Source organism: Afipia sp. GW822-FHT04G07 (assembly GCF_058800765.1).
Window position 1 is genome coordinate 2,868,310 of record NZ_JBXAMP010000001.1, and the last position, 13,079, is coordinate 2,881,388.

Annotated in this window: 13 protein-coding genes and 1 tRNA gene; 7 read left to right on the forward strand and 7 right to left on the reverse strand. The window is 58.1% G+C overall.

Translation table 11 applies throughout. From position 1 onward, the window contains the following. Window positions 1–3: 3 nt before the first annotated feature. From AC1RKJ_RS14035 to rplU, 3 genes are all read right to left on the reverse strand, one after another. Window positions 4–591: a GNAT family N-acetyltransferase gene (locus tag AC1RKJ_RS14035; RefSeq protein ID WP_492791557.1), complete on the reverse strand. Its 588-nt coding sequence runs from the start codon at window positions 589–591 to the stop codon at window positions 4–6. 149 nt (window positions 592–740) lie between these two features. Further along, window positions 741–1,010, reverse strand: coding sequence for a 50S ribosomal protein L27 (rpmA, locus tag AC1RKJ_RS14040; protein ID WP_492791558.1), 270 nt, complete (start codon window positions 1,008–1,010; stop codon window positions 741–743). A gap of 56 nt (window positions 1,011–1,066) precedes the next feature. Continuing rightward, window positions 1,067–1,579, reverse strand: a complete 513-nt coding sequence (gene rplU / locus AC1RKJ_RS14045) for a 50S ribosomal protein L21 (protein ID WP_492791559.1) — start codon at window positions 1,577–1,579, stop codon at window positions 1,067–1,069. 333 nt (window positions 1,580–1,912) lie between these two features. On the opposite strand from rplU, the gene AC1RKJ_RS14050 reads away from it, so the two are divergent. The 3 genes from AC1RKJ_RS14050 (at window position 1,913) to AC1RKJ_RS14060 (ending at window position 4,805) form a co-directional block, all read left to right on the forward strand. Continuing rightward, complete coding sequence (locus AC1RKJ_RS14050) at window positions 1,913–2,989, forward strand: ROK family protein (protein ID WP_492791560.1); 1,077 nt, start codon at window positions 1,913–1,915, stop codon at window positions 2,987–2,989. Between the two features lie 189 nt (window positions 2,990–3,178). Continuing rightward, window positions 3,179–3,268: transfer RNA gene (locus AC1RKJ_RS14055), tRNA-Ser, on the forward strand. A 913-nt stretch (window positions 3,269–4,181) separates the two neighbouring features. Further along, complete coding sequence (locus tag AC1RKJ_RS14060; RefSeq protein WP_492791561.1) at window positions 4,182–4,805, forward strand: TetR/AcrR family transcriptional regulator; 624 nt, start codon at window positions 4,182–4,184, stop codon at window positions 4,803–4,805. Window positions 4,806–4,850: 45 nt separating this feature from the next. Here AC1RKJ_RS14060 and AC1RKJ_RS14065 read toward each other — a convergent pair whose 3' ends face one another. Continuing rightward, window positions 4,851–5,537 (reverse strand): aspartate dehydrogenase, encoded by a 687-nt coding sequence (locus tag AC1RKJ_RS14065; RefSeq protein ID WP_492791562.1) that lies wholly within the window; start codon window positions 5,535–5,537, stop codon window positions 4,851–4,853. A gap of 16 nt (window positions 5,538–5,553) precedes the next feature. Beyond that, on the reverse strand, window positions 5,554–6,471 hold the full coding sequence (locus tag AC1RKJ_RS14070; protein ID WP_492791563.1) for an alpha/beta hydrolase: 918 nt from the start codon (window positions 6,469–6,471) through the stop codon (window positions 5,554–5,556). A gap of 183 nt (window positions 6,472–6,654) precedes the next feature. On the opposite strand from AC1RKJ_RS14070, the gene AC1RKJ_RS14075 reads away from it, so the two are divergent. Both AC1RKJ_RS14075 and AC1RKJ_RS14080 read left to right on the forward strand, forming a co-directional pair. Further along, entirely contained in the window at window positions 6,655–8,073 is a 1,419-nt protein-coding gene (locus AC1RKJ_RS14075; protein WP_492791564.1) for an aldehyde dehydrogenase family protein, read from the forward strand. Window positions 8,074–8,113: 40 nt separating this feature from the next. Continuing rightward, the gene (locus tag AC1RKJ_RS14080; protein WP_492791565.1) at window positions 8,114–8,569 is read left to right on the forward strand and encodes an SRPBCC family protein; all 456 of its coding nucleotides are present in this window, start codon (window positions 8,114–8,116) and stop codon (window positions 8,567–8,569) included. Between the two features lie 208 nt (window positions 8,570–8,777). On the opposite strand, the gene AC1RKJ_RS14085 is transcribed toward AC1RKJ_RS14080, so the two are convergent. Both AC1RKJ_RS14085 and AC1RKJ_RS14090 read right to left on the reverse strand, forming a co-directional pair. Further along, window positions 8,778–9,329 carry a cupin domain-containing protein gene (locus AC1RKJ_RS14085; protein WP_492791566.1) on the reverse strand — a complete coding sequence of 184 codons (552 nt, stop codon included), beginning with the start codon at window positions 9,327–9,329 and terminating at the stop codon, window positions 8,778–8,780. Between the two features lie 234 nt (window positions 9,330–9,563). Then, a complete protein-coding gene (locus AC1RKJ_RS14090) occupies window positions 9,564–10,457 on the reverse strand; it encodes a dihydrodipicolinate synthase family protein (RefSeq protein ID WP_492791567.1) in 894 nt (297 codons plus the stop codon). Window positions 10,458–11,239: 782 nt separating this feature from the next. On the opposite strand from AC1RKJ_RS14090, the gene AC1RKJ_RS14095 reads away from it, so the two are divergent. Continuing rightward, complete coding sequence (locus AC1RKJ_RS14095; protein WP_492791568.1) at window positions 11,240–12,214, forward strand: ABC transporter substrate-binding protein; 975 nt, start codon at window positions 11,240–11,242, stop codon at window positions 12,212–12,214. Window positions 12,215–12,273: 59 nt separating this feature from the next. Then, complete coding sequence (locus tag AC1RKJ_RS14100; protein ID WP_492791569.1) at window positions 12,274–13,035, forward strand: ABC transporter ATP-binding protein; 762 nt, start codon at window positions 12,274–12,276, stop codon at window positions 13,033–13,035. Window positions 13,036–13,079: the final 44 nt, after the last annotated feature.

The following is a 13,079-nucleotide window of genomic DNA, read 5'->3' on the forward strand; positions in this document are numbered from 1 at the left end:
ATTTTACCGCCGCGTCGAGTTGCTCCAGCTTCTCAGCGACGCCCACACGCTGCGCTCCAGCTTGAAGCGATCGACAGGGGTCGATGATCCGAGCGCGAGAAACCGGTGCAGTTCAACGCCGGTCCACTGGAAGCCGCACTTCTCCAGCACGTGGCGTGATGCCGGGTTCAACACCCGCGCGCCGGCCAGCAACTGGTCGATGGCGAATTCCTCGAACGCATAATCGATGACGGCACGCGCGGCTTCTGTCGCGTAGCCTTTGCCCCAGTGATCGACGCCGAAACAATAGCCGAGCTCGGGCGCGTTTTCGTTTTCCCAGCTCACGCCGACAAGCCCGACCGCGGCACGCTCGTGCTCGACCAGAAATACGGTATCGATAGTGGCGGCGATGGTGGTCACAAAGCTGATCGCATCGTCGGCCGAATAGGGATGGGGGACGCGGCGTAAATTGATCGACACGCGCTTGTCGCCAACGACACGCGCAATGGCTTTAACGTCCGCGAGTGTCGGTTGGCGAAGAACCAGCCGCTCGGTCTCGAGGACGACAGCTCTCAGCTCGTATGGCGTCAGGGTTGGGGTTTCCTGCAACATGGATGGCTCCTGATGCGTCCCGCTGTCGGGTCTTTCCCGGGCGGCGAACGCGCAAAACAAAAGGGGAGGCCGGTTACCCGTCTCCCCTTCGAGCCTTCCAGTGCCCTGCCGGTTCAACGAGACCCGGCAGACGCGATGTGTCTACCGTTTTATTCAGCCGCTTCCGCCGTCGGAATAACCGAGACGAAGGTGCGGCCGTTGGCTTTGGCGCGGAATTCGACTTTGCCTTCGACCTTGGCGAACAGGGTGTGATCCGTACCCATGCCGACGTTAAGGCCGGGATGCCAAGTCGTGCCGCGCTGACGCGCAATGATGTTGCCCGGAATCACGTGCTCGCCGCCGAACGCCTTGACCCCAAGGCGCTTGCCTGCCGAGTCGCGTCCGTTGCGCGATGAACCGCCTGCTTTTTTGTGAGCCATGGCTCCGTCTCCAAACTTGTCTTCAGTGTATAGGCCGATTCCTTGACGGAATCATTTCACTTTTTGTCGCTCTTTGCCTTCGGCGCGGCCTTTTTGGCTGCGGTCTTCGGCTTGGCAGCGGCCTTGGCTGGCGCTTTCGCAGCTGCCTTCTTGGCTGGAGCCTTTTTAGCGACCTTGGCCGGTGCCTCGTCACCGTCAACCGGCGCGGCCTCGACCTTCTTTTCCTTCTTCGGGCGCGGCCCCACGGTCGGGGACTTGCCGTCGGTCAAAATCTCGGTGACGCGGATCACCGTGATCTCGTCGCGATAGCCACGCTTGCGCTTCGAATTCTTGCGGCGGCGCTTCTTGAAGGAAATCACCTTCGGGCCGCGCTTGTGGTCGAGCACTTCGGCGGCCACGGACGCACCCGAAACAAACGGGAATCCGAGGACCGGCGTGTCTCCGCCAACCACCATTACTTCGCCAAGCTGCACGATCGTTCCGACATCGCCGGCGATCTTGCCAATCTCGAGCACATCATTTGGAACGACCCGGAACTGCCGGCCGCCCGTTTTGATGACTGCGAACATCGTTTTTTTCCTTCGTGTTCGATCCCGGCGCTCGGATGAAATCCGGGCCGGCTTCTTATTCAGTCGCTATGGGTTCAATTGTCTGCGCCGCCACGACTCGTTGGCCAGAGCTGCGCAAAAACAAACGGCGCGAGAAATCCCGCGCCGGGTTGCGGGTGTTATAGCCGGGGCGAGCGGCGAGTCAAGAAAAAGCGGCCCAAAAACAAGCGCTTTATAAGCCATTTGGGCCGATTCTGCTGGTTTTAGGGGGAGACCGCACGGTGCGGCGCTCCGACCGCGAAACAATCCGGTTCCCCTGCCGTTATACCCGGCAATTACAGGGGCAACCAGAACATGGCTGAAGACACACTGACAACCGCCGGCATTGGCAATCACGGGGCGGCGCGCCTGCCGTCGGTCGATATCGACAGCTACAATATCGAGATCAAGGACGAGGACGGTTTTCTGGGCGACCGCGCCAGCAAGGGCGCGTTTCAGAACATTCTCGATAAGTGGCGGAAACCGCTCAAGAAAAACGGCGACGACCCATTCGGCGGCAGGGCGTCGGAAGATATCAGCAAGAAGCAGCTCGACGAGATCCTAGGCGGCGACGATGCCGAGGCGGCAGCCCTGGTTCACAGCGCCATCGAGGAATTCGCCCAGGAACTGGCCTACGTCACGGCTCGGTTTCTCAAGACGAAGGCGTGGGACAAAACCGAGGCGATCATTGTCGGCGGCGGTTTTCGGCAGAGCCGGATCGGTGAACTGGCCATCGCGCGCGCCGGCATCATTCTGAAAGCGGAGGGCCATAAGGCCAGCCTGATCCCGATCCGTTTTCATCCTGATGAGGCGGCATTGATCGGCTGCGCGCATCTCGCGCCGTCGTGGATTTTCGAGGGTCACGACAGCCTGCTGGCCGTCGACATCGGTGGCACTAACATCCGTTGTGGTGTGGTGGAGACACGGCAGAAGAAGACGCCGGACCTGTCAAAAGCGTCCGTCTGGAAGTCCGAACTCTGGCGTCACGCCGATGACGAGCCGACCCGTGAAGGTGCCGTGAAAAAGCTCGCTGGAATGCTGAAAGGACTGCTCAAGGAAGCCGAAGCGGAAGGCTTCAAGCTCGCGCCTTTTATTGGAGTATCGTGTCCGGGCGCGATCGATTCCGATGGCTCCATCGAAAAGGGCGCGCAGAATCTGCCGGGCAACTGGGAAAGCAGCAAATTCAACTTGCCGGCCAGTCTGATCGAAGCGATCCCGACCATTCGCGATCACGACACCGCGGTGCTGATGCATAACGACGGGGTGGTGCAGGGCCTGAGCGAAATCCCCTTTATGCAGGACTACAAACGCTGGGGAATCCTTACTATCGGAACCGGACTGGGCAATGCGCGCTTCACCATGCGCAGTCCCAAGGAGAAGAAGAAAGGCTAGGCGGGTCTCGCCTATTCCCGACTGCGGCTGCGGCGGGTGGAGATCATCTGCGATATTGCCAGCTGCACCCTACGGGATGGCCCCGATCCCGGCATTCCTGATCCCGAAAAGCCCGTCAGCGCTTGTCTGGGCGAGCGTCCTCGCATAGAACTCGCCCGCGACCCGGCGGGAAACCGCCGCTTTGGTACCGGAGAGGTGGCAGAGTGGTCGAATGCACCGCACTCGAAATGCGGCATAGGTGCAAGCCTATCGGGGGTTCGAATCCCTCCCTCTCCGCCAAATCTCAAAGCATATCTTTGATTTTGAAGAATAAATTTCAGTAATTCAAATCCGCCCATGGAATTTGTGGATCACCGCGAATGGACGCGATCGCTCGCGCACGAACGTGAACACTTGTCCTTCACTGCGGAAGCGGGTCGTAGCAAATCGCTGTGATGCCGTGAGCCGATGAGGTCTGCACCTCCTTGCAGCACTCGATCATGTTCGCCAATGGCTGGTGCCGGACTGTGCGGCTCGGCTTCGACCTCGCCGAATCTTTGATGCGATGAACCGCGACTAACAATCGTCTGCGGAAAGCGTCACCCACGCTTGGACGGTTCGCGATCATTCGAACCATTCGCGATCGCTTCAGGCAAGTCACTGGATCTTTCTGCGGTTCATTGAAGCCGAGCATCGTGACAGCGAACACATGATCGATGGTGGCTTGGTCAGTTCCTTCGATGAGTTCTAAAGCCGATAGACGTTCCTGAGCATGTCGGCGATATCGCCCGGCGCGGCTGGACTCTTCAAATGATGACCTGTTGTTCCTGATTTTCACTGGTGTCGAAGCGAGTCCCGCTGCCGCGCTCACGATGGCGATTGTTTGACTGGTTAGTTAACTATTTGTATTATCCTCGGCTCTCCCTCTGGAGCAGCTCTCGGATGAGCGCGCCCCAAGTGCCTTCGGAATGGGCTCCAATTGGAGAGCCGAAGGAGCGACATCGTCAAATCGTGTCACCTGTTATTGCCGAACGACGTTGATGGGTATTACCTTGCGGTTCGAGCAGCGGACTGTATCAGCGCGAAAGCGGAAAGCATGGATATGAGCAAGGATAGATCGACTGCGCGCAGTCGGTCGAGCAATGAGCAATCGGCCAAGCCCCGCACGCCCCCTACCCGGAGCGCCCGCCCGCCGGCCCGAAGGCGCGCAGCCGTGGGTACCGATACGCGGCAAAGAATCTTGAACGTTGCGACCCAGGAATTTTCGGCCAAAGGCTACGACGGCGCCAGGGTGGATGACATCATGCGCCTGGCCAAGGTCAGCAAGAATTTGATCTACCACTACTTTGGCAGCAAGGAGCGGCTTTTCATCGCGGTACTCGAGGCGGCCTATCAGGGAATGCACGATTATCACAGCACCTGGTCGATCGATGCAGCCTCGCCGGCCGACGGTATCCGCCAGCTTGTGCGCTCCACCTTCGAGTACTGGGAAAAATCCTCCGCATTCATCGGGCTTCTCAATTCCGAAAATCTCCATCGCGGTCGGCATCTGCGAAAATCGAAGCTGACCAAAGAAGGCTACTCCGGCCTGCTTGAAAAACTTTCGCAGCTTTTGAAGCAAGGCGAGAAGACCGGAGATTTCAGAGCCGGAGTCGATCCGGTCGAATTGTACATTTCGATCTCTGCCTTGGCCTATCATTATCTGTCGAACAGATACACTTTGGCCTATCTTCTCGACCGTAAATTATCGACAGAGACTGATAAGAACATGCGGATATTGCATATTGAAGATCTGATTGTGGGTTACCTTCGCGAGGGCGCCCGGCGGAAGAAGTAAGCGATCTCCGCTCATCCGGTACGATCATCGATCTTCAACCTCCGATCAGATGACGATTGCCGACTGCCTGTTTTCGATGCAGCGAAGTACGCTCATCGCAGAAAGGCTCGAGGTTTTCGGATTGCTCGGAAGCGGGCGTCCGGAGATGCTCATGGTGTATGAACCGAACGCGCCCCGCACCTCCAATTCATGAACGTTCTCGGTGACCTTGGGATCGGCGACGATACGCACACGCGTCGCGTCGAAGCCAATTCCCGCCAGCGCGATTGTGGCTGCTACATTCGCGTTCTTTGGAAACTTCAATGCGGCTTCGCGTGCATTCCCTTCGAACACCACCGTCTCTCTGTCCGTAGCGAGTTCTTGCGACAAACTTGCTGGCGGCTTCCGCGCTGAATAGCGGACTTCGTCCAATCCTCCACGCCGCGCCGCGGAGAGCGCGTCGATTCCCGCAACAGCTCCCGCCGGCAGGAAAATTTTGCTGCGCTTCGCTGCGGCCTGGAGGTCTCGCCATAGATCGTCGTGAGCGAGCGCGCCTATCGATACGATTACCAGATCGCTACCTTGCTCCAGCGCGGCAACTCCGTATTGCTTCAAAGCGTCATGACCCGCAGCCTCGACGACGACGTCCGCGCTCGGCAAACTATCGCCGCGCCTGACGATGTGAGGCTTCGGATCAAGCCGGTGCGAAAGCCAGTTTCCGATGGCACCGTTGCCGATCAGTGCAATCTTCATGTTGAGCAATCCGTTTCTATCGTGGGTTATGTACGAAATCGACGATCGCCTGACCAAGGCGCTCATCCGACGTTCCGATATGGGCGATCGCCGACGTATGATTGTGACCGGGCAGCCACATTGACGGCGGAGCTTTCCGTTTGGCGTTCGCCAGTCGATAAACCAGCTCCGCACAATAGACGTCCACAAGTGGATTTTCGAATTCCGCCCATGCGACGAAGGTGGGTAAACTCTTGGCATCGATGTGCGCGACCGCGGAATAATCCTCGTACTTCGAAGAATCCGTCCCGTAGTACTGTTCCACCTTCCTGGCGTTCGGGTTTTCCGGAAGATTGTCCGCCCGCACCCTTCCGCTGATAAAGATTAAGCCCGCCAGATCCGCGCGCTCAGAAGACCGAAACTGCGGATCATATCCATAGCTCCCGGCGTGAGCTCCTCCTGCCGAGTGCGACATCAGGAAGGTTTTGTCGGCATTCCAGCCATAGCGGGATGCCGACGCGCTCATCCACGAGATCACCCGAGCGATATCCTCGGTCGCGCCAGGATACTTGGTGTCGTTTGCAAGGCGATATCCGACGTTAACTCCGGCGATGCCGTGCCGTGCGAGATAGATAAGAACGTTTGAATATATCTGAGAGCTGCGGTTGCGGTGACCGCTCACGAAGGCGCCGCCGTGAACAAATACCACTACCGGCGGCGACGGCACATTTTCGGGTATGAAGACATCAACGACCTGACGCTCATGATCGCCGTAAGGGATGTCCCGGTGTTCGACCACTCCAGCGCGCGGACTGCCCTTCAATACCTCGGAAAAACGCTGGATCATCAGGTCGACATGCCCTGCTACGTTCGTACTCCATTTGGGTCCGATGTCGCGCATCAAGGCCAGAAGATCCTCGGGAATATCCGGAAGCCGTTGTTCGTGAGAGGTCATGTACCCTTGCGTCCTCAAAGTGGCCCCGATGGGCATTTCGTCACCCGTGCGGACGGGATACTACACTAACTAACCGGTTAATCGTCAATTGGGGCCTGCTTGTGTGCGCCGCACGCCGGCTTGCCACTTTCGAGAAATTTGACTAACTAGATGGTTAGTCTGTGTCGAGAGGTATGGTGCGCGATGTTCAACGCGGTTTCTTTCATTCCGGGCGTCGAGCCGGTGCCTAAAACTTACATCGAGTTCCGCCGGCCCCAGGACAATGCCGTCACCGGGCAAATCATGGAGGCAGGGGCGGACGGCGTCGCCGAGGCCGTCGCAAGCGCGAGAGCGACCTTTCTCGCACACCGGAAGACCGCCTTGTCCGTCCGGATCGGCTGGCTGAAAGCCGCGGCGGCCGCGATGCGCGATTCGGTGGAAGAGATCGCGGTCCTGATTTCAGAAGACGTCGGCAAACCGATCCGGATGGCGCGCTTTGAGGTCAATCGAGGGATCGATTTTATCGAGGCATGCGCGGCCGCAGTACCGCAGCTCAAAGGCGAGGTTCTGGCGCTGGACGCGGCCGCAGCGGGAGCGGGCCTCACCGGTATGACCCGCCGAGTGCCCTACGGAGTCGTTGCCGGTATTACGCCGTTCAACGCTCCCGTGAATCTGCTGCTGCAAAAAGTCATGCCCGCCATCGCGGTCGGCAACAGCATCGTGGCAAAGCCGGCTCTCTCCGGGACTCGCGTCGCATTGAAGCTGGCCGAAATGTATGTAGCGGCCGGCTGGCCGAGCGGCCTGTTCAACGTGGTCACGGGCGACCGCGCCACAGCGCTTGCCTTGGTGGCTCACCCCGACATCGCTGCGGTCTCGTTTACCGGCGGTACCGCTGCGGGAAATGACCTCGTCCGGGCCGCTGGAGCGCGCAAATTCCTGGCAGAACTCGGATCAAACGCTGCCAATATCGTTCTCTCCGATGCTGATGTTTCGCTGGCGGCCTCCAAGATTGCGTCGGCAGGGTTTGAGGCGAGCGGCCAGCAATGCATTTCAGCGCAGCGCGTGCTCGTCGACCGTAGCGTACTCGATGAGTTTCTTCCGATGTTCGTCAAGGCTGCCGAGGCGCTCAAAGTCGGTGATGTCTCGGATCCCAAGACCGACGTTGGTCCAATGGTCCATCAAGCTGCGGCGGAACGCGTGATGGGGATGGTGAAGGACGCACTCGACAGAGGCGCGAGAGCCGTTCTTGCTCCGCAGCGCAAGGGCGCACAGGTTTCGCCCGGCATCCTGGTCGATGTCCCTCGCGATGCCAGGCTGTGGAAAGAAGAGGTCTTCGGACCGATCGTCGTGGTTGCGCCATTCGACACAGTGGATGAGGCGCTCGAACTCGCAAATGACTCGGACTTCGGACTGCAGGGAGCGGTCTTTACACGAGCCCTCGCCAACGCTTTCCGCTTTGCGGACGACTTCGAGGTCGGATCGCTCTGGATCAATGAGGCGAGCCGCTTCAGGCTGGACATGTACCCATTCGGAGGCGTCAAGCAGAGTGGCATTGGTCGCGAGGGCGTCCACTCGGCGATGGAAGAACTATCACAAGTCAAGTTTGTGGGCATTCGTCCTTAATGGGCTCGGCATTCCGACTCAGGAGATAAGATCGATGCAGATGAATGACAGCCAAAGTGTTCCTGCTTCGCGTCAGGCGGTATGGGCCGCACTGAATGACCCCGACGTTTTGAGGCAATGCATTCCCGGCTGCCAAACCCTCGAGATGACGTCGCCCACGGAGATGACCGCCAAAGTCATTATCAAGATCGGGCCGGTCAAGGCGACCTTCGGCGGCAAAGTCACCTTAACCGACCTCGATCCGCCGAGCGGATATCGGATCATCGGGGAAGGATCCGGCGGAGTCGCGGGCTTTGCAAAGGGCGGCGCGGTCATCCGGCTCGAGGAAGTCAGCGAGCAGGAGACTCTTCTGCATTACGAGGTCGATTCGCAGATCGGTGGAAAGCTGGCTCAGCTTGGCGGGCGCCTGATCGACTCCACGGCCAAGAAGCTCGCGAGCGAGTTCTTCACCAAATTCAGCGCTGTCGTTTCCAGTGGAAGCCACGCGGCAGCGTAGCTGCCGAGACTCTCCACGAACTGTCACTGCCTCCCGAGCCGCCGAGCATGATTGCAGGATAAAGCTGCGGGCGTGACGCGTAGGGTGCCAGTCTCATGCGCTGCCTGTACGCGAAGAACCGCTGCGCTTGTCTGATGCCCTGGTCATGCAGAAGGTAAAAGGAGCAAGTCATCCGCTTGCTCCCTAACCTCATTGCTTGGACAACTTATCAGGCCTGCTCAGAGCCGGACTCACCAGCTTCGATATGCGCAGCGCGGCGCTGAAACAGCCGATCGTCCGCGTATCCCATCGTTTCTGGTTTTCCGCGTCCGAGCATCACCTGGAAGTAGACCGGTCCCAGGCTGGCATTCTCATATCCGTGAATCACGCCTGCGGGTGCAGAGATGCACTCCCAAGGACCAAGTCGTGTGGTGATGCGTTTGCCCGACTCGTCCTCAATGAACACATCGAGAAAGCCCTGCAGAACGAAGAACACTTCTTCGACTTCGTGGGTGTGTGCGGCGTTGCCCTGTCCAGGCTCGACATACATGATAGAGAGCGTGAAGTTGCCTGCGGGAATGAATCCGCTCGCACCATGCTTGCCGGATCCTCCGGCGCCGATGAAGCGATGTTGAGCCCGTTTGAACCCTTCGATTTTCGCGTCCTCGAATGCCGCCCAATCAGGTTTCCGATCTCTAAAACGGGCGATGTAGCGATCGTTAATCTCCTCGAGAGACATGTTCTCAAGTTCTTTGGCTCGTGGATGTCTGGCAATTCCCATTTTTGTCTCCTGAGTTAATTTTCTTGCGAGTTGATATCTCGCCTCTGCGCAGACCGGTTGCTCGCAACGAGGTGAACGTTCAAAGGCTACCTGGCACACGGCGCTTCAGGTCGGCTTTCGCTCCACTTGCCCAATCTCAAGCGACTAACCAAGTGGTCAACAAACTAGACAGACTAGATAGTCAACACAAGGGATTTGAGGGGTCCCATGAATGCTGTTCTCCGGATCGGCACATCAGGCAGCGTGGCGGGCGTTTATCTCCTTAAGTGCAGAAGCGATCGATGCGCGCTCGCTGTCGGTTAAACGTCTCTGCGGCCTGATAGGGTCTCCGACCGGATAGCCCTGCTCCTGCAGGGCGACCTTGATGCACGCCGCAAGATTGTACTTGGCGAACATTTCGTTGATGCTCCAGAGGCGCGTCTGCAGGCTCATGGCCTTGGTCCATTCCTCGCGGATGCAAAGCTCGTAGAGAGCGACGCTTTGCTTCGGAACAATGCATGCGGGGCCGGCAAACCAGCCTTTACCTCCGATCATCATCACGCAGACCGGAATGTGCGCTGACGCGGCGAAGATATCGATGGCATCGCCGCAACGGTTGCGGATGGAAAGAAGCCGTCCGGTGTTGGTTGACGCGTCCTTCAGGCCGACGATGTTGGGATGCTGGCTCAGCCGCGCAATCACTTCGATCGTTAGGTTGCTGCGCTGAAAGTTCGGATTGGTATAGATGATGACTGGGAGGTCGGTGCTGTCGGCGATCGCCAGAAAGTACTCCTCTGTCTCACGGTCGCTGAGCGGGAAATATGTCTCCAGGACCGCGAGTATTCCGTCAGCGCCGGACGCCCGGTAGGCTTTCGCTTGTTCTACAGCGTGCGCCGTTGATGTCCCGGCAACGCCAGCGATCACCGGCACGCGACGGTTCGCAGCGGATACTGTTATGTCGACAGCGCGTCTGCGTTGGCTGTCATTGAGGTAGGCAAATTCGCCTGTGCTGCCCAGCGGTGTCAGACCGTGTACTCCGCTTTCGATCAGGTCGACACAAAGCCGGTCGAGCACGTCACCTAATACGTTTCCATCCTCATCCACGGGCGTTACCAAGTAGGGAATAACACCTTTGAATCGTCTAACCACCGTGTGCCTCCTCGCTCACTCTGGTGCCTCGCGCGGACCTGCGGATGACGATGCGCGGAGCGATCCTTTGCAGCATCCTAATACTAACTAACTGGTCAGTCAAATTTCAATCCCATTAATCCTGATGACGAAAGCGATCGGTCGCTCAAAGCTCCCTTGGCCGGACCCTCGAGTGCGGCCGTTTCCGTCTCTGAATCGCCGATGGCCACCTATTGTGAGATGATCCATGCACGAACGGTGATCGTTCGCCCGAACCCATTGTGACGATCTCATGTCGCCTCCCGGCGCGTCGACATGTCGCGCGCCGCACGAGGAGGAGTGCGGCTTTCCGTTGCATTTCCCCTTTTTGACGATGGGTGCCCGCGATGGGAATAGCGTCGACTTCAACGAGGTCATAGCCCGGTTTTCAAGGCAAATATGGAGTTGGGATATGGGAGGTGCCGCACTGCAATCGCTCAAATCCGGGAAAGCGCGGCGGATTTCCATGCACGGTTGCGGCGCAGCAACGTATGCCGAATAATTGGTGCAGGTGCGTAGAAACACAGCATTCAAAGATCAGCCAATGAGCAATGCAAGCGTGCGCGTTGCCCGACTGCCGCAGTAAGTTAGGAGCAAGCCTGATGATCGGCGGAATGTGTTTGACATAAAACTGACTAGCTAGTTAGTCTAGTTCTAGATTATATGTCTTCTGCAAACCGGTGGATATGAAAATGAACAACTCTATCCCGATAAACAAGTGTAGTGCGTCAAAGCGTGGCAGTTCGCTGTCTCGGCGAACTTTCTTGAGTGGAGCTGTCGCCGCTCCGCTGGTGTTGCGCGGCGGAAAAGCATTCGCGGACGATGCCTTGTCCGTTCGGGTGGATTTCGCTCCGTGGGGTGTTCATGCGCCGCTGCATCTTTCGCGCGCGAAGGGGTGGTTCAAGGAAGCAAACCTTGCCGTGGACCTGCAGGATGGCACGGGTACCCTCAATACAATCAACCTGGTCGCCGCTGGATCGGTGGATGTTGGACTTGTGCAACTTGGTCCGATGGCGATCGCGCGCGGTCAGGGATTGCCGATCACATCCTTCGCCGGCTTCCTTCGAAGGTGCGATCTCGCCGTCCTGGTTGATGCCAAGACCGGCCCCAAAACTCCGAAAGAACTCGCTGGCAAGAAGCTCGCCTGCTTCGCGAGCAGCATGTGGGCTCCTTACATCGACACTTATATTAAGCGGATCGGGTTGACGCGCGGCGAGGGACCGGACCAGGTCAACGTCGTCATGGTGTCGCCGGTGACGATGGTTCCGACCTATGCGGCAGGTGGCGTTGACGGATTCATGTCGCTCAAGGAATTCGGGGCATATGTTGACGACACGAGACCGACCCATTCGTTTCTCACGACTGATGTTGGCCTCTCAATTCCCAGCTACGGATTCATTGCGACCGAGCAGACATTGCAAAAGAAGAAGGACGTCCTCACGAGGCTCGCAGCAAGCCAGCGTAAGGCCTGGGAATATACTTTCGCGGCGCCTGAGCACATCGATGAAGCTGCCAAGGCTACGCTCGCAAATCGCGCTGATAAGCAGCTCAACCTGACGGTGATCCGGAAGCAGGTCGCGCTGATGCAAGAGTTTCTTGATACGCCGAGTACAAAAGGAAAGCCGATCGGCTGGCAGTCCGAGGATGACTGGAAAGACGCGCTCGCGCTTATGGTCGAGACAGGTCAGATCAAGGACGGGACCAAGCCGTCCGCTTACTACACGAACTTGATCACATGAGTGTAATCTCGATTAGTCCTCGAATAGCGAGAGAGACCATTCCTCAGAAGCCTTACATCGTGATCGACGGCGTCGATAAAACGTACGCAGTCGATGGGAATCCGATTATTGCTCTCGAGGATATCAACATCGATATCGCGCCGGGCGAGTTCATCAGCGTGGTCGGGCCGTCCGGCTGCGGCAAGAGCACGCTGCTGAAATGCGTGGCCGGCCTTCAGGACATCACCGCCGGCAAGATCGCAATCCAGGATAAGAAGGTGTTGTCGCCGCCTGACAACATGGCGATTGTTTTTCAGCGCGATGTGTTGCTCGATTGGAGAACGGTCCTCGACAATGTCCTGATACTTGTGGAGTTCAGGGGATTACGGCGGGAGGACTACGAGCAGCGCGCGATAGAATTGTTGAGCAAGTATGGCTTGGACGGCTATGCGCACCGCTTTCCCTGGGAGCTCTCCGGCGGAATGCGCCAGCGCGTCGCGATTTGTCGCGCGTTGATCGTGAACCCGGAACTGCTGCTTATGGACGAGCCGTTCGGCGCGCTTGACGCGATGACGCGGGACGATTTGAACGCCGAACTTGAGCGTCTCTGGTACGAAACCCGAAAGACGATCATTTTCATCACGCATGGTATCGACGAGGCTGTCTATCTCGCAGATCGCGTCGTGGTCATGGCAAGAAACCCCGGACGTATCGCCGAGATCGTCGAGATCGATATTCCGCGGCCGCGACCGCTCAGCATCCGTCAAACCGAGGAATTCGGAAAATATGTCAAACACATCCGCCATATCTTCGCGTCAATGGGCGTCGCAAAAGCCGACTAGCCTGCGGGCCCGCTGGCGCAAGACGGAACACGCGCGGACGATCA

Coding starts and splice junctions, on each gene's coding strand:
- AC1RKJ_RS14035 (WP_492791557.1), bottom strand. CDS start 591: ATGTTGCAGGAAACCCCAACCCTGACGCCATACGAGCTGAGAGCTGTC.
- rpmA (WP_492791558.1), bottom strand. CDS start 1,010: ATGGCTCACAAAAAAGCAGGCGGTTCATCGCGCAACGGACGCGACTCG.
- rplU (WP_492791559.1), bottom strand. CDS start 1,579: ATGTTCGCAGTCATCAAAACGGGCGGCCGGCAGTTCCGGGTCGTTCCA.
- AC1RKJ_RS14050 (WP_492791560.1), top strand. CDS start 1,913: ATGGCTGAAGACACACTGACAACCGCCGGCATTGGCAATCACGGGGCG.
- AC1RKJ_RS14065 (WP_492791562.1), bottom strand. CDS start 5,537: ATGAAGATTGCACTGATCGGCAACGGTGCCATCGGAAACTGGCTTTCG.
- AC1RKJ_RS14070 (WP_492791563.1), bottom strand. CDS start 6,471: ATGACCTCTCACGAACAACGGCTTCCGGATATTCCCGAGGATCTTCTG.
- AC1RKJ_RS14075 (WP_492791564.1), top strand. CDS start 6,655: ATGTTCAACGCGGTTTCTTTCATTCCGGGCGTCGAGCCGGTGCCTAAA.
- AC1RKJ_RS14080 (WP_492791565.1), top strand. CDS start 8,114: ATGAATGACAGCCAAAGTGTTCCTGCTTCGCGTCAGGCGGTATGGGCC.
- AC1RKJ_RS14085 (WP_492791566.1), bottom strand. CDS start 9,329: ATGGGAATTGCCAGACATCCACGAGCCAAAGAACTTGAGAACATGTCT.